Source organism: Vibrio sp. TMPB1044 (genome assembly GCF_030442075.1).
GTDB classification, from domain to species: Bacteria; Pseudomonadota; Gammaproteobacteria; order Enterobacterales; family Vibrionaceae; genus Vibrio; species Vibrio satsumensis.
The window spans coordinates 153,401-171,851 of sequence record NZ_JAUJED010000014.1; the positions used below are offsets into that span (position 1 = coordinate 153,401).

The 18,451-nt window shown below is 46.6% G+C and carries 26 protein-coding genes; 24 read left to right on the forward strand and 2 right to left on the reverse strand.

All coding sequences use genetic code 11. The annotated features are described in order from the left end of the window. Window positions 1–25 precede the first annotated feature (25 nt). The 13 genes from QQ041_RS08865 to QQ041_RS08925 all read left to right on the forward strand — a co-directional run bounded on the left by QQ041_RS08865 (window position 26) and on the right by QQ041_RS08925 (window position 9,168). Complete coding sequence (locus tag QQ041_RS08865) at window positions 26–250, forward strand: hypothetical protein (protein ID WP_229649789.1); 225 nt, start codon at window positions 26–28, stop codon at window positions 248–250. 77 nt (window positions 251–327) lie between these two features. Beyond that, complete coding sequence (locus QQ041_RS08870; RefSeq protein WP_285953635.1) at window positions 328–1,251, forward strand: HNH endonuclease; 924 nt, start codon at window positions 328–330, stop codon at window positions 1,249–1,251. 283 nt (window positions 1,252–1,534) lie between these two features. After that, window positions 1,535–2,725: a DNA circularization N-terminal domain-containing protein gene (locus QQ041_RS08875; RefSeq protein WP_285953636.1), complete on the forward strand. Its 1,191-nt coding sequence runs from the start codon at window positions 1,535–1,537 to the stop codon at window positions 2,723–2,725. Continuing rightward, window positions 2,722–3,660 (forward strand): phage tail protein, encoded by a 939-nt coding sequence (locus tag QQ041_RS08880; protein ID WP_285953637.1) that lies wholly within the window; start codon window positions 2,722–2,724, stop codon window positions 3,658–3,660. The genes QQ041_RS08875 and QQ041_RS08880 overlap by 4 nt, the downstream gene beginning before the upstream one ends. Beyond that, window positions 3,653–4,252: a phage baseplate assembly protein V gene (locus QQ041_RS08885; protein WP_099165646.1), complete on the forward strand. Its 600-nt coding sequence runs from the start codon at window positions 3,653–3,655 to the stop codon at window positions 4,250–4,252. Before QQ041_RS08880 ends, QQ041_RS08885 begins: the two co-directional genes overlap by 8 nt. After that, entirely contained in the window at window positions 4,249–4,650 is a 402-nt protein-coding gene (locus QQ041_RS08890) for a phage GP46 family protein (RefSeq protein WP_285953638.1), read from the forward strand. Before QQ041_RS08885 ends, QQ041_RS08890 begins: the two co-directional genes overlap by 4 nt. Continuing rightward, entirely contained in the window at window positions 4,647–5,690 is a 1,044-nt protein-coding gene (locus tag QQ041_RS08895; protein WP_285953639.1) for a baseplate J/gp47 family protein, read from the forward strand. Before QQ041_RS08890 ends, QQ041_RS08895 begins: the two co-directional genes overlap by 4 nt. Then, a complete protein-coding gene (locus QQ041_RS08900) occupies window positions 5,672–6,202 on the forward strand; it encodes a hypothetical protein (RefSeq protein ID WP_285953640.1) in 531 nt (176 codons plus the stop codon). The genes QQ041_RS08895 and QQ041_RS08900 overlap by 19 nt, the downstream gene beginning before the upstream one ends. Beyond that, complete coding sequence (locus QQ041_RS08905; protein ID WP_285953641.1) at window positions 6,199–7,167, forward strand: hypothetical protein; 969 nt, start codon at window positions 6,199–6,201, stop codon at window positions 7,165–7,167. Before QQ041_RS08900 ends, QQ041_RS08905 begins: the two co-directional genes overlap by 4 nt. Then, window positions 7,167–7,709, forward strand: a complete 543-nt coding sequence (locus QQ041_RS08910) for a hypothetical protein (protein WP_285953642.1) — start codon at window positions 7,167–7,169, stop codon at window positions 7,707–7,709. The genes QQ041_RS08905 and QQ041_RS08910 overlap by 1 nt, the downstream gene beginning before the upstream one ends. 159 nt (window positions 7,710–7,868) lie before the next feature. Beyond that, window positions 7,869–8,111, forward strand: a complete 243-nt coding sequence (locus tag QQ041_RS08915; protein ID WP_285953643.1) for a hypothetical protein — start codon at window positions 7,869–7,871, stop codon at window positions 8,109–8,111. Next, window positions 8,108–8,644 carry a lysozyme gene (locus QQ041_RS08920; RefSeq protein WP_285953644.1) on the forward strand — a complete coding sequence of 179 codons (537 nt, stop codon included), beginning with the start codon at window positions 8,108–8,110 and terminating at the stop codon, window positions 8,642–8,644. The genes QQ041_RS08915 and QQ041_RS08920 overlap by 4 nt, the downstream gene beginning before the upstream one ends. 2 nt (window positions 8,645–8,646) lie before the next feature. Further along, complete coding sequence (locus tag QQ041_RS08925) at window positions 8,647–9,168, forward strand: hypothetical protein (protein ID WP_285953645.1); 522 nt, start codon at window positions 8,647–8,649, stop codon at window positions 9,166–9,168. Window positions 9,169–9,192: 24 nt separating this feature from the next. Here QQ041_RS08925 and QQ041_RS08930 read toward each other — a convergent pair whose 3' ends face one another. Together QQ041_RS08930 and QQ041_RS08935 are read right to left on the reverse strand one after the other, a co-directional pair. After that, entirely contained in the window at window positions 9,193–10,161 is a 969-nt protein-coding gene (locus QQ041_RS08930; protein ID WP_285953646.1) for a phage portal protein, read from the reverse strand. A 21-nt stretch (window positions 10,162–10,182) separates the two neighbouring features. Then, window positions 10,183–11,934 carry a terminase family protein gene (locus tag QQ041_RS08935; protein ID WP_285953647.1) on the reverse strand — a complete coding sequence of 584 codons (1,752 nt, stop codon included), beginning with the start codon at window positions 11,932–11,934 and terminating at the stop codon, window positions 10,183–10,185. A gap of 134 nt (window positions 11,935–12,068) precedes the next feature. On the opposite strand from QQ041_RS08935, the gene QQ041_RS08940 reads away from it, so the two are divergent. From QQ041_RS08940 to QQ041_RS08990, 11 genes are all read left to right on the forward strand, one after another. Then, complete coding sequence (locus QQ041_RS08940; protein ID WP_285953648.1) at window positions 12,069–12,902, forward strand: GPO family capsid scaffolding protein; 834 nt, start codon at window positions 12,069–12,071, stop codon at window positions 12,900–12,902. A gap of 46 nt (window positions 12,903–12,948) precedes the next feature. Beyond that, window positions 12,949–13,986 (forward strand): phage major capsid protein, P2 family, encoded by a 1,038-nt coding sequence (locus QQ041_RS08945; RefSeq protein ID WP_285953649.1) that lies wholly within the window; start codon window positions 12,949–12,951, stop codon window positions 13,984–13,986. A gap of 121 nt (window positions 13,987–14,107) precedes the next feature. Continuing rightward, complete coding sequence (locus QQ041_RS08950; RefSeq protein ID WP_285953650.1) at window positions 14,108–14,557, forward strand: head completion/stabilization protein; 450 nt, start codon at window positions 14,108–14,110, stop codon at window positions 14,555–14,557. Beyond that, window positions 14,557–15,021: a phage tail protein gene (locus QQ041_RS08955; protein WP_285953651.1), complete on the forward strand. Its 465-nt coding sequence runs from the start codon at window positions 14,557–14,559 to the stop codon at window positions 15,019–15,021. The genes QQ041_RS08950 and QQ041_RS08955 overlap by 1 nt, the downstream gene beginning before the upstream one ends. Then, window positions 15,018–15,557, forward strand: coding sequence for a phage virion morphogenesis protein (locus tag QQ041_RS08960; protein ID WP_285953652.1), 540 nt, complete (start codon window positions 15,018–15,020; stop codon window positions 15,555–15,557). The genes QQ041_RS08955 and QQ041_RS08960 overlap by 4 nt, the downstream gene beginning before the upstream one ends. Beyond that, window positions 15,557–15,775: a DUF2635 domain-containing protein gene (locus tag QQ041_RS08965; protein ID WP_285953653.1), complete on the forward strand. Its 219-nt coding sequence runs from the start codon at window positions 15,557–15,559 to the stop codon at window positions 15,773–15,775. The genes QQ041_RS08960 and QQ041_RS08965 overlap by 1 nt, the downstream gene beginning before the upstream one ends. Continuing rightward, window positions 15,775–16,911 (forward strand): phage tail sheath subtilisin-like domain-containing protein, encoded by a 1,137-nt coding sequence (locus tag QQ041_RS08970; RefSeq protein ID WP_285953654.1) that lies wholly within the window; start codon window positions 15,775–15,777, stop codon window positions 16,909–16,911. Before QQ041_RS08965 ends, QQ041_RS08970 begins: the two co-directional genes overlap by 1 nt. Window positions 16,912–16,914: 3 nt before the next feature. Continuing rightward, window positions 16,915–17,280, forward strand: a complete 366-nt coding sequence (locus tag QQ041_RS08975) for a phage tail tube protein (RefSeq protein WP_017109406.1) — start codon at window positions 16,915–16,917, stop codon at window positions 17,278–17,280. An 11-nt stretch (window positions 17,281–17,291) separates the two neighbouring features. Beyond that, window positions 17,292–18,017: a phage terminase small subunit gene (gene gpM, locus QQ041_RS08980; protein ID WP_285953655.1), complete on the forward strand. Its 726-nt coding sequence runs from the start codon at window positions 17,292–17,294 to the stop codon at window positions 18,015–18,017. Then, window positions 18,001–18,285 carry a phage tail assembly protein gene (locus tag QQ041_RS08985; RefSeq protein ID WP_285953656.1) on the forward strand — a complete coding sequence of 95 codons (285 nt, stop codon included), beginning with the start codon at window positions 18,001–18,003 and terminating at the stop codon, window positions 18,283–18,285. The genes gpM and QQ041_RS08985 overlap by 17 nt, the downstream gene beginning before the upstream one ends. A gap of 32 nt (window positions 18,286–18,317) precedes the next feature. Next, window positions 18,318–18,437 (forward strand): GpE family phage tail protein, encoded by a 120-nt coding sequence (locus QQ041_RS08990; RefSeq protein ID WP_258182968.1) that lies wholly within the window; start codon window positions 18,318–18,320, stop codon window positions 18,435–18,437. Window positions 18,438–18,451 lie beyond the last annotated feature (14 nt).

Below are 18,451 nucleotides of genomic sequence, written 5' to 3' on the forward strand. Positions count from 1 at the left end.
TCTAGACTACGGATATTTTGAATAAATGAACCTTATTCCTAAAAAACGCCTTGATGCTTTGCTTGAAGTGATCTCAAAAAGAGATATGCCAGAACAAACTCGTAAAGCCGTGAAGCTGGTGTTCGAGTCTGGCTATTCTTATGAGCTGGCTTCACTAAGAACTGGCGTATCAAGCAAGCGCGTTTCATTGGCCGTGCGCAAGCTGAACCAAATGGATGACATACTACTAAAATCCTATAGAGCACAGTAAATATGTTTATTGGCTTGTAAATACTATATTTCATATGTGAGTATTGATGCTTAATATTTTAAATCGCGAGATAGCAAATGTATTGGTGGGTTAATCACAAGCAGACACATAAGGAAGAGATTGGTGGGGGTTATATATGGTCCCCTAAAAAGAATACTAATGGAGCCAAAAACAACAGCTATGACAATATGCCTAAAACCTCAGTCGGAGACATTGTTTTTTCGTTTGCTAATGCTGAAATCAAGGCTGTAGGAACAGTTGTAGAGCCATGTCTATCATCAGGGAAACCTGATGAATTTGGTAGCAAAGGTGACTATTGGGATCATGAGGGATGGCTAGTAAAAATCAAATGGGACATGCTTGAAAGACCCTTTAGAGCTAAAGAATATATATCCCAAATAGCCCCTTTACTTCCTGAAAAATATTCACCAATACAACAAAACGGGAATGGGAATCAGAGTTGCTATTTGGCGAGTATTACCCCCGAACTTGCTAATGTGCTTTTGGATATTTCGGGCTATACGAAACAAGAAGATTATTTGGGCTTTGATGAAGATATTGAAGACCAAGAGAATCGAATTGCAGAACAGCTTGGAAACGAAAATACAATAAGCGAAACTGAAAAAGAACAGCTAGTTAAAGCGCGTCGAGGTCAGGGAAAATTTCGACAGAACTTAGAGCTAATTGAATCTAGCTGCCGTGTCACCGGCCTATCAGACAAGCGCTTTTTAATCGCAAGTCACTCTAAACCGTGGCGCGTATCTACAAACCTGGAGAAGCTGGACGGGAACAATGGTCTATTATTATCGCCCCATATCGATAAGCTGTTCGATAAAGGCTGGATCAGTTTTACTGATGAAGGCGACCTTCTTGTTTCTGAAGAATACGTGAAGGCAATTCTATCGTCTTGGGGAGTCGCTTATCCGTTAAATGTAGGTAAATTCAACGCAAACCAAAAAATCTATCTTACATATCATAGGGAACATATTTTTAAGCTATAGCTCAAAAATATAAAGCCCCCTCAATTTAAACAAAACGAACGATCACGATCTCGGACGATCTCTAAATCCCCCATCTAAAACAGCCCTCGATGTAGATACATCGGGGGCTGTGTTCCAATACAACTACCGAAATGAAATGCGGTTCTAAGATCGCATAATTGCAGTGCGGAATTTTAGTGTGGAGGGGAGGGTGAGTCCGAACAGGGCCTGAGCGCCCTACTCCATCACTCATTTTATTCTCACTGCCTAATTCTGATTTTCTTCTGTAGTTGGTGGCTTTTTGATGTGGGAACGACAGTACGAGCACGCTAGATGGAATGGGCTTAAGCTCAACATCCTATCGACCGCCTTTGATGGTGGTAAGCGCTTGCAAGTCAGCGAACTCCCCTACTCTGACCTACCACACATCAAAGTCATGGGAACAAAAGCCCGCACCTACACAATTGAAGCGGTGTTCGTTGGCTCCAGCTCTCTGGCCGATGCCAATTCCCTCATTGAAAACCTAGAAGCAAAACCAACGGGTGAGCTAGAACATCCTTGGTTGGGTGAGCTGCCGCTTGTCTTTGAAGATGTATCGCAAAGCATCAGTACAAAAAAAGGCTTGGTCACGCTGGGTCTGAAGTTTGCTCGCGCTGGCTCTTCCCCTTCAATCACTGCACCGACTTCCGTTCGTACAAAAACGCAGGCCAACATAGTCGAGAGCTTGTCGAAACGTTCTTTCGTAAAAGAAGTAAACGGCTTGGATGTATCAGACATTCACAGAGTTCAGAGTGATGTCACCAGCGCATTGAACGTGTTGGTCGACATCACCAACCGTTTGAACCTTGAAGATGAAAACCTTCAAGACATTAATTACGCCATCAATAAAGCATTCTCGGCAGTGAGTAGCCTCAGCACCAACCCTACTGAGTTCGCTGATCTGTTTTCTACGTCAATGGATGCGGTAGCCGATGGTGTTCAAGCTGAGCCGAGCTCAAGCAATGAAGCGGTAGACAACTCACGCAGTGCTCAAGCTTTACTGCTAGGTGAAGTAAAACCGGACACACCAACTCAGCACCACAATGTGCAAATGGTGACGGGCGCAGTGAAGATGAACAAAGACATCACACACCTAGAGAAAGGCGACCGCTTTGATATTACGCAATCGGCTAAGCAGCCTGAAACCATCAAGAATGATCTATCTACTTTGATTGTCGGTATCGATGAGCGCATCAAAGACACCACCAAAGTGTCGACGCTTGAAAGCATTGAACTGTTCGACGCAGTCACGACATTAAAAAGCAATGTAAAAGTTCAGCAAGATAAGGTAGTCAGCGGTACCGCGCCTCATAGAACGGTGCAATCACCACGCTTTCAATCCGCGCTGACGATTGCGCACGATGAGTTCACTCAAGAAAAAGTCATCACCAAAATGAATGCACTGCAGCACCCGCTCTTCATTCGTGGTGACATTGCCGTGAGGGATGTGTCATGAACACGCTAACGATGCACATTGATGGCAAGCCGCGTACTTTCTATCAAGCGAATCTCAACTACTCCATTGAACAGCTGGCTCACACGTTCAGTTGCTCAATTGAGCCTATGGGTATTGAAAGCCCGTTATCGGTCGAGTTCTTCCTTAACGACAAGTCGATTCTGATTGGTCAGATTGATGGTGTGGATTCCAATACCGATTCAAGCGCTCACGCTGTTTCCATTTCTGGCCGCTCGAAGAGTGCCAACATGATTGATTCACGCATCACGATGGATGCACTTTATAACTTGAACGTGGAAGAGCTACTTCGCCATGTCGCCAAGCCATTTGGTTTGAAAGTGAAAAGCCTGGTGAAGAGTATGCCGGTCATCCCTGAGTTTCAGATAAATGCAGAATCACCGGTAGAGAACGTGGCGCAGCTCATTCGAGAGCAAGGCTTTATGTTGGTTGAGCGCAATGGCGTGTTGATCATTGAAAACACCGCGCATACAACTATCAGCAACATCGGCCTAGAAACGGGCAACAACATCGACAGCCTGAACATCAAGCGCACCTTCAATCAGCAATTTCACACCATTGATGTGCAAGGCCAGTGGGATGACGCAAGCGCACAGGTCGTCAATCCAAACGTCGATAGCTCACGCACCATGGTGATCACCTGTGACCAATTACAAAACCGAGAAGCTTGCCTGTCTCGTGCTAAATACGAGCGCAACCTCGCCATTGCTCAAAGCCTGACAGCATCAAGCACAATTGCCGACATCTTCCCTGAGTTGGCCATTGATGGGTTAAATCGAGTGATTCGAGTGGCAGACCAAGAGCAAAGCTTCAGTGAGATGTTGGTGATCAAGTCGCTTGGCCTATCAGTGTCTGAAAGCTCTACAGAAACATCGGTTGAACTGTTTAGGCCGTTTAAGGAGCAAAGCTATGTCTAGTGCTCTGCAGCAACAACAGCGATTAATGGCCAGAATTAAAAACGTGATTGGCACCGGTACTGTCACAGGGGCAACCACAGGTCGATTACAAATCAAAACCGCGACAGGCCGAACCAACGACAAGATAAAACGCGTGCACAACTACGGGTTTATGAGCCGTCCATTACCAGGGTCGAAAACTTACAACCTGTTCATTGGTGGAACCACATCTCGCGGCATCACCGTGAACGTAGAAGACGAACGTCACCAAATAGAGCTGCAGCCTGGTGAAGTCGCGATACTTGATGACAAAGGCAACCTTGTTCATTTCACGCAGCAAGGCATCAAGATAAACGCCTGCGCAAGGTTAGAAGTGATATCAGCGCAAGAAACCACTGTGAACGCAACGGCTGTGAACGTTACTGCACCTAAGTCCAAGTTTTCTGGTGATGTAGAAATCGGCGGTAATCTGAAAGTCACAAAGAACGTTGATGTCACCGGTTCTGTGGGTGGCTCATCCGGTACGTTCGGCGGTGTCAAAGTTGAAAAGCATGACCACGACTACACAGACGACGGGACAACAAGAATAACCAAGGGGCCAAATAAAGGATGAGCCATTTCAACTTAACCGCCCTGACAGCACCACTCAGCTCTAAAGAGGGATTAACCCACGCTGTTCTGCAGAGTGTTTATAACTATGCCGAATCGACTCAAAACGATCGCACCCGTATGGCAAGCAATGAGCGCGGCGGCACTTGGAGCTATGAGTTGGTAAACGTGGTCGGCTCTCGTGATTGGACGCTCAAGCGAGCAAAGCTAACAGACGAAACGTTAAGCCTCGCTAAACGGTTTTGTGAAGAGTCGCTCGCTTGGCTCATTACCGACGGCCACGCCAAAGCAGTTGAAGTCTCAGTATGGCGAGAGAAGCCAAACCAAATGGGTCGCAATGTGATGATCACCCTAACCGATGGCTCTCAGTTTGATGTTCCACTTTCAAAGGTTAACCAATGAGTACACAACGAAGCCTAGATAGTCTGATTGCTCGCGCAGAAGCTAATCTGGTATCTGAAACAGGGCAAAACAACCCCGCGACCAAAGCGATAGCCGCTGCCATTGCTGGTGTCAGCTATGGGCAATATGGTTATCAAGATTTGCTGTTCAGGCAACTGCATCCAGAGACTTGCTCTGAAGAGTGGTTATACCTACACGCCAATCGCCATAAAGCTCCTAGATTACTGCCCACGTTCGCAACGGGCCGAGTGCAGTTCACTGAGCTTGGCGGAACGGTAGTGATCAAAAAAGGTACCCGTTTAACGCATGCCAATCACGAATACGAAACCACCAAAGAACAGTATAGCAACGTCCCCATTGACGTCATTGCGCTTGAATCTGGCGTGGATAGTAATCTCCCCGAAGGTGCAGTGCTTACGTTAAGCGAAGGACTAAGCGGTATTGACCCAAACCATGTGCTTTCACTTAGCATTGGAGGAGGCGCCAATATTGAAGAGCTAGAGCACTGGCGAGCGCGTGTCATCGTTGCCTTTGAAAAGAACGAGCTGATTGGCAAAGCGGCGGATTATGAAGTGTGGGCCGTATCGGCTCACTCGGATGTGGATTTTGCTTGGGCGCTTGATAACACCCCACAACGAGGCATGGTTGAAGTGTATATCGGTGCGCGAGAAAACAACCCAAAGTTGAGCGCTGAAGTGGTCAAGTTAGTCCAAAACACGTTTGAACAAAATCGACTGGCAGGTTGTCACCCTATCGCGCATTTGCCAAAGCAAGTGCCACTCAACATCGAGATACAAGGCATTCAAGACCAAGCCATACGTAATGATGTAGTCACTGCACTTGAAAATCTTGTGAAAGGAAAAATGGGCAAAATTAACCCGATAACCCAAAAGCCAGAATCCATCACCAACACTGAAATTGTATTAACCATTTCAACCGTGACCAACAACTTCATTGTTCGTACACCTGTTGGTGAGGTCGCCATTGATAAAAACCAGATACATGTACTAGGAGGCGTGACGTGGACACCTCCGATTTAATTATTGAATACAGTGCCGGAGATTTTGGAGGCGCCTATCGAGGACTATTACCCAAAGGCGAATATTGGCAAGACACCGAGAACCTAGAGCTTGCCAACACCATCCAAGGCATTGCCAAAGACTTCAAGCAAACCCATGACGAGCTTGAACTGTCCCTATTAACTGAGTTTGAAGAGCAGCAATTTGGTTGGAAGATTTCAGACTATCAACGGCTCTTGATTACGATGGGCTCTAAAGGAGTGGTTTTTGATGAAGTAGCTAATCCAAACCTCATCAAGATAAACCTGTACAGCTACAACAACGACGCAGCCTTTAAAGCGCTAGAAGAAAAACGACTGCCGCACACCGAGTTTCATTGGATTTATCCGTTTGATGCAAAGACACAATTTGAACTGGCTACGGCCTTAACCATGAAGCCAGAGTTTAGCTCTCAGCTTGAATTAAAAGCTGAAGCCCCCTTTCTGTGCTGCACCGCCATCACATGGCAACTTGAAATAGGAGACACCGTATGAGCACGCTGCAAGCTATTCCGACTCAACACGGGATAGACATTTTAAATAGTGAGCTGAAAAATACTGTAACCAAGTATCGGCTCATTGGTGCGCTAACCCATGACGCACCAAATGAAACACTGTATTCATTCTATGAAAACACCATTGAAACCAGTTATTACGATGATAATGGCGTTTTAACATTTATTTTGAATCTGCCTATTGAGCAGCACTTTGATGAGTACCTACATCAAATCCATGTACTTGATAGCAGTAATCAAGCGGTGATCGAATGCTCGACACCTAAAGTCGCCCTACCGAAAGGCATCGGCGGTATGGTCACACTCAAAGCGGCAGTTTCGGGTGAAGCTGGGCACGTTATTTTTAAGCACAGCGAGTTTGTGACTGAAACTGAATTGAATGAGCTACACCTAGCGCCGATTAAAGCGGCACTAGCAAACATGGTGGGAATGATAGGAGAGTTTCATCATCCCGGAGAAAAGCCTGCTTGGATTGACCTAAAAGGCGGCGAGTTATCGAGAACTACCGATAAACTGCTTTGGGATTATGCAGTGGCTTCTGGAATGGTAATGCCGCAGGAAACAAAAAATGCAGACCCAATAATTCATGCTATCAAGTTTGGTGATGGTGATGGTGCTACGACCTTTACGGTGCCTAATCACCATTTAGGACATTTCGTGCGAGGCAATCCTAGTGGTGTCAATCATGGTGAAACGCAAAGTGACGCCATTAGGAATATTTCGGGCGTCATTGATAAAATATCAGAAACATTTGGTAACGAAGGTCAGGTTTCAGGCTGTTTCTCTAAAAATACAGGGGTTACAAGCATTAGGACTCCTGTTACTACCGATGCATCTGAGGCGGGGAGCTTAACATTTGATGCGTCATTAATGGTGCCTACTGCCACCGAAAATCGCCCTTACACAGCAAACTTATCAATCAAAATTCACCGAGGTTGGATGTAATGAAAACAGCGTATCACTACGATTACAAAACCTTCATTTATCAGGGTGAGAGTCAAATCCATAAAGTGGCTGGGTATGTTGAGTATATCTTGCCTCAGTTTTCTACATGGGTAACGAAACCAGTTTTTGACGAAGTAACAGAACAAGCCCAGTTTGATATAACAAATCAGAAGTGGCTTGTTGAGTTAAAGCTTGTTGAAGTAGTGACTTACCATAAGCTAAACCACGAATCGAAAGTGTTTGCCGATGCTTCTTTAGTATCAGACGAATACACGCTAGAAAAGCCAGCCACACAATGGGACGAGTGGATTAACGACGTTTGGGTAACCAACAAGAGCAATCAATACATCACTGAATATAACCAAGTCGATAACGTTCGCCGTGGTCAATACGCTCAAATGTGCGATCCTTTGATTGCTGAAGCCAACATCAAACGCCTACAAGGGTTTGAAGATGATGCTCAAGCAATAGAGGCCCAAGCCTTAGCTGCGAGAGCGAAAATCCAAACAGAAAACCCGTGGCCGACACCACCTGCCAACTAATCCCAACCTTATTAAAACCCAGCCATCGAGTTGGGTTTTCTCTTCCTGCTCTCTGAACTTCTATATCTCGACACTAGAAATGCCATCAGTCCCCTTTAAAACTCAACGAGATACACTGCTTATGGGGGAACTAATCATCTAGCTATAAGAGAGAAACCAATGAATGAATCAGAGGCAAAGGCACTCGTCGTATCACTACTCGATGTCACTGGCCTAAAGAAAATCTTAGCCTCCGTTAGTGCAACCCTAATCAGTTTTGGCGTGAATGACGCACTCCAAATTTTGTCTGTTGCGGTCGGTATTGGCGCAGGCATTATGGCTATTCGTCACTACGCTATTGCAACCAAACTCAGCCAAGCGAAGCTGGACAAGTTGAACTCAAAAAAAGAGGGTTCAGCATGAGCATAAAAACCAAAGCAGTACAGACTGTGGTGTGCTCTGTTGCCTCCGTTCTTGCCATTGTTTTTACCATTGATTCAGAGCTTACTACCAGTGAGCAAGGCCTCAGCCATGTCGCGAATGAAGAAGGTTGCAGGCTCAAACCCTACCAATGCAGTGCCGATGTGTGGACTGCGGCGCTTGGGCATACAAGCGGCGTCACACCCGAGATGGTCTTCACCGAGCAACAAGCGGCTGAGTATTTTGTTGAAGATATCTCAGCTGCCGAACAAGTGGTAAACAAACAGATCAACCAAACCGCTAGCCAGGGCGAATACGACATGATGGTGAGCTTTGTCTTTAACCTTGGCGCCGGTAATTTCACGCGCTCTACCTTACTGAAGAAGTTTAACCAAGGTGATCATCAAGGCGCTTGTAACGAGTACCCAAGATGGGTGTTTGTGAATGGTAAAGACTGCCGACTCAAGCAAAGCAACTGTGCCGGTATTCCTAAACGCCGAACCAAAGAACAACAAGTTTGTTTGAATGGGTGGTGATCATGCTAAACCAATATCTAACTTTGTTTAAAGCCATCGCCTTTGCTGCCGCTCTTAGCGGTGTCGCTTATTGTTCGTATGACTACGGCGTAACCACCACTGAGGTCAAAGTCTTAAAAGCGCAAAATGCCCTATGGGACAAAGTAGAGCAAAAACAAAACGAGGCTTTTCAGCTCGCCGTAAAGCTCGCGAACCAAAAGCCAGATATTCGAATTGAGTTTCGAGAGATAGAAAAAGAGGTGATCAAGTATGCTCAAAAGAACAGTGATAAGCAGTGCGTTGTTAACGATCCTGACTGGATGCACATCCGCGCCCAATCAGTGCGAGCGCATAATCGAGCAATCGGTATTCAGCAACCCTCCACCGTCCCTGATGGTGCCGCCAAAACCGCTACAGGTTACGAGCGAGACGCCGAAGTCTTAGCGGAAGATGTAGCGAACCTGCAAACCTGTGCTGAAAATGCTCAGAAGCTCTTATCGCTACAAACTTGGATAAAAGCGCAGCTTCAACACGAGCTGCAGTAAAGATAAACCTATCAGTACTCGATACTAAGCCGCATCCAAACGTTTATATTCTTTAGGGGTGATGACCGGTTGCCCCACAACATCATTCAACTCTTGCATCATATCAATCAGTGGCAGCAACTCGTTCTTGTGGAACAGCCAATCCACTTTGTTTAAATCGAGTGACGTAATACTCTCGCGTCGAATGCTCATCAACTCGATTGGCACACGGTGAACCGAAAGCACCTCGTTCATGGTTTGGTTCTTCACTTCTTTGTATGAGTCTTTGGCTTCCACCTGACCAATTGGCTTGAGCTCTGGGGCTTTGGTGTCTTTACCTTTTGCATTCACAAACAAGTTTTTAAATGCCATGCCTTCTTGAGCCTGCAACTGTTTCTTGATGGCCTTTTCTTGCTTCTCTGTCATGGTTGGCTCGTTCATATACAGTAAGTAACCTGCATGGTTACCGTTACGGTAGTACTGACGACGAAATAAGGTGGCATCATCGTTCAGCCAGATAGACGTCAAAGAGCTAATGTGACTCGGCAAACCATACAGCTCTTGAGCAACGTCATAATCACCTAAATAGAACACTTGGTTAGGTTTGTAATTAATACGTCCTTCATCATCGTAAGCTCTAGGCTTATACGTCCAACCCAAGTCTTCACGCCTACGCATGTAAAGTGTCGGTAAGTGCTTGAGCTTAACGACTTCGCCTAAACCTCTGTAATCACGAATCACCTGAAGGTGAGCACCGCCAAAAGTGAGGTAGTCTTGAATAAAGCGCTTTGCATCTTGGCGTGAGAGTAATCCACTCAGCGCAATCGCATGCATTAACGTATTGCGCTTAAACTCAATCGCACTCGAATGCATCGGGTTCGTGCGCAGTGCCTTTGCTAAGGTATCGAGTGCAACCGGCGGTTCGTATAAACCATCAACCAACGCCACTTCTAAATAGCTGAGAATGTCGCTGTTCATCACGCTCACGGGGTTAGAAAATTCAATCTCTATCACTTGGCCTCTCCAATAATTAGGCTAGAAGAACTCGACACTGGTGTTGGTGTCATTGTTTATATCAATCGGCTCCCAACGCATCACATGCATCGAAGCCCAGGCTAAATCCGCATGAGAGCCAATTTTGCTGCGGTTAGAAACAAAGGTAATTTGGTTACTCACCTTAGTGGTCTGCTGGCGAATCATTAAGAACGAGTGAACGAGATCATCCCATTCCGCTTCAAACTGTAAGCGGCCACTGTTAATGATTTCTCTCGACTTATAGGCCATCAGTCGTTTCACTTCGGGTGAGTAATCCAGCTCGACCAGAGCTGGGTAAAACTTACGAACCAGCTCAGCGGTAGCCGAGCCTACACCACTGGTATCCATGGCCATGTACACCACATTGTATTTCTCAGTAATGCCGCGAATGGTGTCAGCCTGTTGCTCATAACTGGAGCCTTTAAGGCGAACCCTTTCGATGAATCGGAAAATTCCACCTTTGCGCTTTGGCTTCAACGCCACCACTAAGCCTGCATCATCCGAGCTTTCACCCGTACCGCCACCTCTTGGGTCATAACCGACCAAAACTTCTGCGTTACCTACTGGCCTTGCTTTCTCGTGGTCGACATCTTTCCAAAGTGAACTGTCTGCCTTACAGGCCAGTAGCGCCTTAAGTGAGAAGAATGAAGCGCTATCGTCCAAAAACTTACAACGCAATAGATTGTCGAAAATCTCTTTAACCGGATATTTACGCTTGAGCTTATCCATGTTGAAGAAGGTCGCGCCCTTCTTAATGGCATCATCCACTGTGATCATTTGACGGAAGATGAAATCAACACCCAAAGCACCGGCTTTTAGCGCCTTGTGGCTTATATCAATGCCGTGCTCTTTCTTGCCTTGCCATTTTGGGTAGGCTTCATGGGCCATGGTGGAAGGTGTTGAAATGTAAGTGGTGCGGAACTGCGATTGCATCGACATACCGCCCGCGTAATTATCTAAATCCGCAAAGCCTGGGATCCAGAACACCTCATCCCAATACATGTGGCCGTTAAAACCTTGAGAGGTCGCTACGTTAGTGGACATAAAACCAAGGTTCGCGCCGTTGCTAAGCTCGATGTCGTCCTTACCTTTTAGGTCAACTTCGCCAAGCTCTAGTGCAAACTTACGAATGTAGTTCTTGAAGATATACGACTGCTTTTTCGACGCAGAGATAAACACCTGGTTGTCGCCAGTCAACACCGCATCTTCAAACGCTTCAAAAGCAAAATAGAACGTAAGACCAATCTGGCGCGACTTAAGATAAAAGCGCACTTCATTGATCTCATCGTTTTGCTTGTGGCCGTGAATGTCCTTTTGGTATTCGAAGAAGGTTTTCTCTCGATACTCATCCAGCATCTCTTTGGTGATGTGGGATACATCGTTCTTCGTCTTATTTGGCTTACGACCCCGCTTTTGCTCGCCATCGTTTCGGCCAGCTGGTCGGTTGCGCCTTTGCTCTGCTTCATCACGTTTGAATTGCTGTTCGAGCAACATCTTGAGCTCACGCTCTTGGCTCTCAAGCTTTTGGTCAACCCACATCAAGTAAGCAATGCGCTGTCTCATCATTAATTCGACGGGCGCGTCATCCCTCAGCGTTTTCCAATCAAACTGAGTTATCCATTTTTGAACCGTGCGAGTGGCTACGCTCACCGCTTCTGCAATTTCAGCCGGCTTACGTTGGCGTAAAAACAGTCCCAAAGCTTTCGTTTGGTCGGCGGTATAGAGCGGTTCGCTAACAACATTATTTCCCATGTTTGCATAGTGCTACAGCGCTTGTGATTACTCAGCTTGAACGATTTCTATATCAAGCGTTTAGAACTAGGACAAATACAAAAAGGCGGAGGCATTGGGTAAATTGGAATCATCGAATTTAGGAGAGTTTAGGCATGTTCCAATCAGAGCTAGTTTGCATTTTACAGGCAGGAGCAACCATTGATGGTCGAGTCATTGAGCAAAAAATCATTGATGAGATTGCAGAAACTTACAACCCAGAAGTTTATACAGCTCGAATCAATGCAGACCATTACCCGTGGAGCAGCAAGTATGGCTCAGTCCTATCGGTCGAAAAGAAAGAAGACAAGCTATTCGCAGTACTGAAACCAAATTCCATGCTTTTGCGTATGGCTGAACAAGGCCAGCTTTTACATACCTCATGTGAGTTCTATGAAAAGTTTGCAGATACAGGGAAAGCTTACTTGACCGGATTGGCTCTGACTGATGAGCCTGCATCATTAGGTACGACGCAGATTCAACTGTCTGCCAACAGCAAAGATAAAGCGTGCGTCCCAACGAACTTTCAAATCACTCCAGAACAACTATCGAAAAGCACCGAGGAAGAAGCCTCGATGTTTAATACATTTAAACGCTGGCTTAAGGGCGAAGGTGAACTTGAGCAGCTCTCACAACAACAGGAAGAAGATGAGATGAGTAAAGAACTTGAAGAGCTACTCAAGCAAAGCATTGAGCAAGGTAAAGAGAATCAGCAACAACTCAGCCAGTTGAATGAGCAAGTTGAAAAGTTAAACACCCATGGTATGCCGCCGGAGCAACCCGCTGAACCTGAAGAAAGTACACAGGTCACCGAGCTAAAAGACCAGGTAGAGACTCTGTCTTCACAGGTAGAAAACCTAACTGGCCAAATTGAAAAGTTCAGCAAATTGACCGATGAAGAGCAGCGTAAGTTAGCAGGCGAAGGTGATGACGAAGAGCGTTACTTATAGGTTTCGACAACTCCTCAACCCATAACGAATTGAATTAGGTAAGAACATGCAAAAGCAGACCAAAACAAAACTCAGCGCCTACGTGAAAGCCGTGGCAGCGCAAAACGATGTGGATGATGCAACCGAGAAGTTTAACGTGAGCCCGAATGGTACTCAGCGCATTATCGCGGCTATCCGTGAAAGCAACTGGTTCCTAAGCAAAATCAACATCATCTCAGTGAAAAACCAAAAAGGTGAATCCATTGGTCTTGGCGCTACGGGCATGATTGCCAGTCGTACCGATACGTCAGGCTCGGGCAAACGTACACCAAAAGATCATTCGAGCATGGGTGCGATGCCTTACATGTGTGAGCAAACGAACTTTGATACCGCTCTTCGTTACGCAAAACTGGACGCGTGGGCGCACCATAAGAACTTCAACGCCTTGATTAGTAAAGCAACCCGAGAGCAGATTGACGCCAATAAAATCACGATTGGTTGGTATGGCGTAAGTGTCGCTAAAAATACCGATGCTAGTGCAAACCCGAACGGTGAAGACGTGAATAAAGGTTGGTTCCAAGCCATGCGTGACCATAACGCAGAGCGCTTAATTACCACGGGGCAAAAAGCAGATGGTGAAATTCGTATCGGTGAAGGTGGTGACTTCATCAACCTAGACTTAGCCGTGCTTGAAACGAAAAACCTACTGCATGACGCCTGTGAAAATGATTCAAACCTTGTGGCCATCATCGGCTCTGACTTGCTTGCTTATGACAAAGCCAAGTTCTACGAAGCGCACGGTAATACGCCAAGCGAAAAAGGCAAAATTCAAGAGCTGCAAGTCATCGGTACCTATGGCGGTCTGCCTGCAGTGAAAGTACCAGGTTTCCCATCGACGGGCATCATGGTGACCAGTTACGACAACTTATCCATCTACATTCAAGAAGGTTCAGTTCGCCGCTCTGCAGGTAAGAAGAACGATGAAAAAGACCAAATTGAAAACTTTGAGTCGATGAACATGGCTTACGTGCTCGAAGAAGTTGGTAAGGCCGCAGCCATTGAATTCAAAAACGTGAAGCTATGGATTAACGAGGCTTGGCATTAAGCCAGCCATTACAAACTAACACCCCCTCAATGCAGGCTCTATTGCTGTTTCAGGTGCGCTTTGGCGCCAACTGTTATTCGCGATTGTCGGCCTGCATTCCCTAACACTGTAAGGATGCATCATGGAATTTGTCGGTGATAAAAACGAGCGCTATGAATCTGAGTTGCCAGCCTCGGACAAATATCCAGCCCTGAAAATTTCAGAGTTTCAGTCTCTGTTCCATTTCCAAAGCAATGAAACAGAGGCAGGCATTTTGCACCACGCTACGGTGTCACGCATCAAAGTGCATTCTGAACTTAAAGACACCTTAGTGCCTTTTGCTAGTTTGGCGGAGTTATCTCAAGAACGCTTTGGTGATGATGACTCGGCCAAAACACTTTACAAGCAGGCCGTATTCGCACTGACCGCCGCTCAACTGATTAGTGTGCAAATGAGTGGTGACGCCACCGCTGAAGCAGCAGACCGACAAGAAGCGCTCACCAGCAAGAAAGAAGAGTGCGAAGTGCAGTCCCGCCAAGCCATAGACATGTTGATCCACGCAGAAGAAACCTACTGCTTTGAGAGGGTGTAATGAAAGCGCTGCAAAGTTTAACTGACCTATTCAAAAGCCATGTGACAGATGCGGCCAAAATGGATGTGTGGGCGGAGGATGGCGCCTTATTTTGTGGTCAGGGTGCCGATGTCGATGGGTTTGAAATTGAGTATACCGCCATCGTTTTCTTGCAAAGTGCCAAGTTAGAGCCACAAGTGTTGTTTATGCATTTAGTCAGCTGGCTCAACAAGTACGACCCAGAGCGAGCGGAAAAAGGCTTACCCATGCCGACGTTTGCGCTGGAGCCTCTCGATAAAGGTGCGTTTGATCTCAAGCTAAAAATTGATATTCGTGAAGAGTTCGACCTTCAAGAAAACGAACAAGGCAATTGGAAGCAAGGTGATACCCGTTATGAATGTGTCAGTGGTTTTGAAGCGCGAGCCAATGAAGACCAACTTGGTGAATTGGTCTACTTTGTCGGCCACTTAGATGATTTGCCATGAGTGAATTAATACTCGCGACGCCTGAGCAATTGACTCAGGCTGTGGAAAGTTTAGTGCTGACGGCCAGTGATAAGTTTGAGCTGAATAAACGCATGGCCAACCGCGCAAGGCAGTTCTTTCGTCAGCAAATTCGCGCTCAGCGAGATATAGACAACAACCCGTACCAAAGCCGAACACGGCGAAAAACAACCCAACTATGGGATGGCACTCAAGCGCAGAACACCGTGAACAATAAAAACATGTTGCTGGGTTTTGGTAAGGCGTTAAGAACTCACGTGACAGAAGAGAGCTTTGAGGTTGGCCTAAAAGGCGTCGCAGGTCGCATTGGCCAAGAGCACAATCAAGGCGCTCAAGTGTCATTCACGACTCGTGTTAATGGTCAATACAACAGTAAAACAGGTCAATGGACAGGTGGCGTGAAAACCAAGAGCAATTACCAAATGCCCAAACGAACCTTCATTGGTTGGACGCCTGCTCTAGAGCGAGAGTTACTCGCCATGGCAGCGGAACACTTTGCACTAGAGGATGCAGCGTAATGGATAAACAAGAAATCGAGAAAACGGCGCTACCCACTTTCAAGATTAAGCCAGCGAAAACAAGTTTGATCGTGAAAGACCCAACAACCCGAGAGCCACTGAAAGCGACAGGTGAAAATAAACCTCGTAACGCTTACTGGCTACGTCGACTCGCTGAAAAAAGTATCGTGGTCATCGATAAAACAGCCAAGCCCACAGCCAAGAAGGAAACTAAATAATGAGTATTGGTTTTGCTGAAGTACCAAGCACCGCTCGCGTTCCCGGTGTCTACATTGAAATTGATAATAGCCTGGCAAACAGCGCAGAAGACCTGCAAGTTATCTTGGCGATCGGTAATGCGGTCAGTGATGCCACAGTCGCACCAAACAAAGTCACGCTTTGTATGGATGAGACGATTGCTGCAGCTTCGTTTGGTGCCAATAGCGACATAGTGGAAATGATCACCTATTTCCGTAAGCAAGATAAGACCATGCCTATCTTTGCGGTCAGTGTTGAAGATAGTGATACCGCAAGCGCCTTAGCCGCGTTGGGTGATGTTCAATATCACCACATCATGTGCTCATTGAATGACAGCACCACCATTCGTGAGTTAGGGACTTTTCTTGAAGAGCGATATGGCGCATTAGAGCAAGTACCAGGCATCGCGTATCTACCCAAGAAAGGCACACACGCAGAGATCATCACCTTTGCACCAACAAGCAACTGCGCGTTAATCAACTTCCTACCCATCAATAACTTGGGTGACTCTGCAGAAGCGCCATTGTCTGACGCGGCAGCGATTGGCGCATGGGTTGGTCAAATCGCCCCGTCATTGGCCATCGACCCTTGTCGACCCCTGCAAACGCTCAAGTTGAACGGTGTTTACTCACTGGCGGAGCAAGAATGGGACTGGGCTGAACGTAACCTCTTTTTGTATGAAGGGTTGAGTACGTACACGGTGAACTCGGCGAAGGAAGTGTTAGTCGAGCGCGCCGTTACCGCTTACACAGAAAACGCAGCTGGCGTAACGGACAACAGTTACCTTGATGTCATGACACCGGCAACCGCCATGTATTTTCGTCAGAAACAGCGTTCATTGATCTTAAGTGTCTACCCTCGCCACAAAGTAGCGAAAGACGGTACCAAGTTTGCCAAAGGTCAGCCGATTGTGACGCCGACCATGTTCAAAGCCAAGCTGTTGACCTTGTATCGAGATTTGGAATACCAAGGCATCGTGCAAGATTTCGATGGCTACAAAAAGTCGCTCATTGTCGAGCTCGATGAAACCAACAAGCAGCGCGTCAACTACCAAGATTCACCGCAGTTCGTGAACGGTTTGATTATCGTTGCAGGCAAAATTCAATTTAGGAAGTAAGTCATGGGAACAAAAATTACTAGCCGTGCTGTCCTTAACGCCGGTTCATTGGGACGCCTTCCCATCAAAGAAGGTGCGGAATATGGCCTCGGCAACATGAAGCGCGAAACCATAATGGGTGACGATGGCCCTTTGGGTTTCTCTGAACAATTCTCGGATGCGCCTTTCATCAAATGCACCATCATTCACGCTCAAGACACCGATGAGAAAGCCATTGCTGATTTTGTGGGTGAAGACATCACCTTAGAAACGAACACGAACCGCGCTTACACCTTGAAAGGCGCGTGGACAGTCGACCCGCTTACCGTTGCGGTAAAAGATGGCCAGCTTGAAGTGCTTTTTAACGGCGACGAGCTCATCCCACAGTAAGGAGAAAGACCATGTTATCCATACTGATGAAACGAGAGGCTCAGAAGGCAAAGCCAGAACCGGTTGAAGCCTTTGAAGCTATCGACAGTGTTGACGCTATGAACGAGTCAACAGTAAGCCAAGCCGTTCGCACCGCTTTTGCTGATAAGCCCTGGGAAGAAACGCAACTCGTGTTTAAGCAAGACCAAAGCTACTTGCGCACCTTGTCTGGCTCGAAAGAGAAAGATCCGTACAAACAAGCGCTCATTAACAAGTACCGACCATTGGTTGAAAAGCTACTGGATACCCACCAAGGCGACTACGGTAACCTCGATGTGATGTGGTGCTTTTATATGTGGCACTTTGACCTTGGCCAGTTTGAAGAGATCCACGATGACTTTCGAGCGGCCATCGATGGCGGATTAGAAACACCGGCTAACTTTAAAGTGAACGGTCAAACAGGCTTTTGTGATTACGTCTTTAAGTACACGCACAAAGCGCACACTGAAAAGAAAGCGTACAAGCGTGAATACCTGTTCAAAGCCGTGAGTGATTTACTGGCTGGCGAACTCGCGACTAACGCCCCACTCAAAGTGAAAATGTTCCGCCTTGTCGGTGACTGGCACTTTGAAGCAGGCGACAAAGAAAAGGCGCACAACCTGTTTGAGCTAGTGATGAAGCTAGACCCACAAAAAGGCGGCGTGAAGAAGAAACTTGAAGTATTACAAAAGGAGCTTGGCTATGACCAACCCCATTAAAGACGAGTCACAAGTCAAGGTCGCGGAGTTGGCCTCGCCTATTGAAAAAGATGGTAAATCGCTTACGCATATTGATATCAGCAAGCCACACTCTGGGCATTTGCGCGGATTAAGCTTGATAGATGTATGCGGCATGAAGTTTGACGCGGGCCAAACCCTATTACCTCGCATCTCTTGCTTGAACGAGCGTGACATTATCAATATGCCTCCAGAGAACTGGGCGCCTTTGCTCACGACGCTTGCCTCTTTTTTCGTCGCGACGGAATAGTAATAGATCGAGTTGAAGACTATTACGCAGATATCGCCCTTGTGTTTCATTGGCCCCCAAGCGAAATAGACAAACTCAGCTACGACGATCTATTACTGTTTCGAGAGCTGGCCAGACAAAGGCACGAACAAACACCACAAGAGAGCGAATGAGCTCTCTTTTTTGT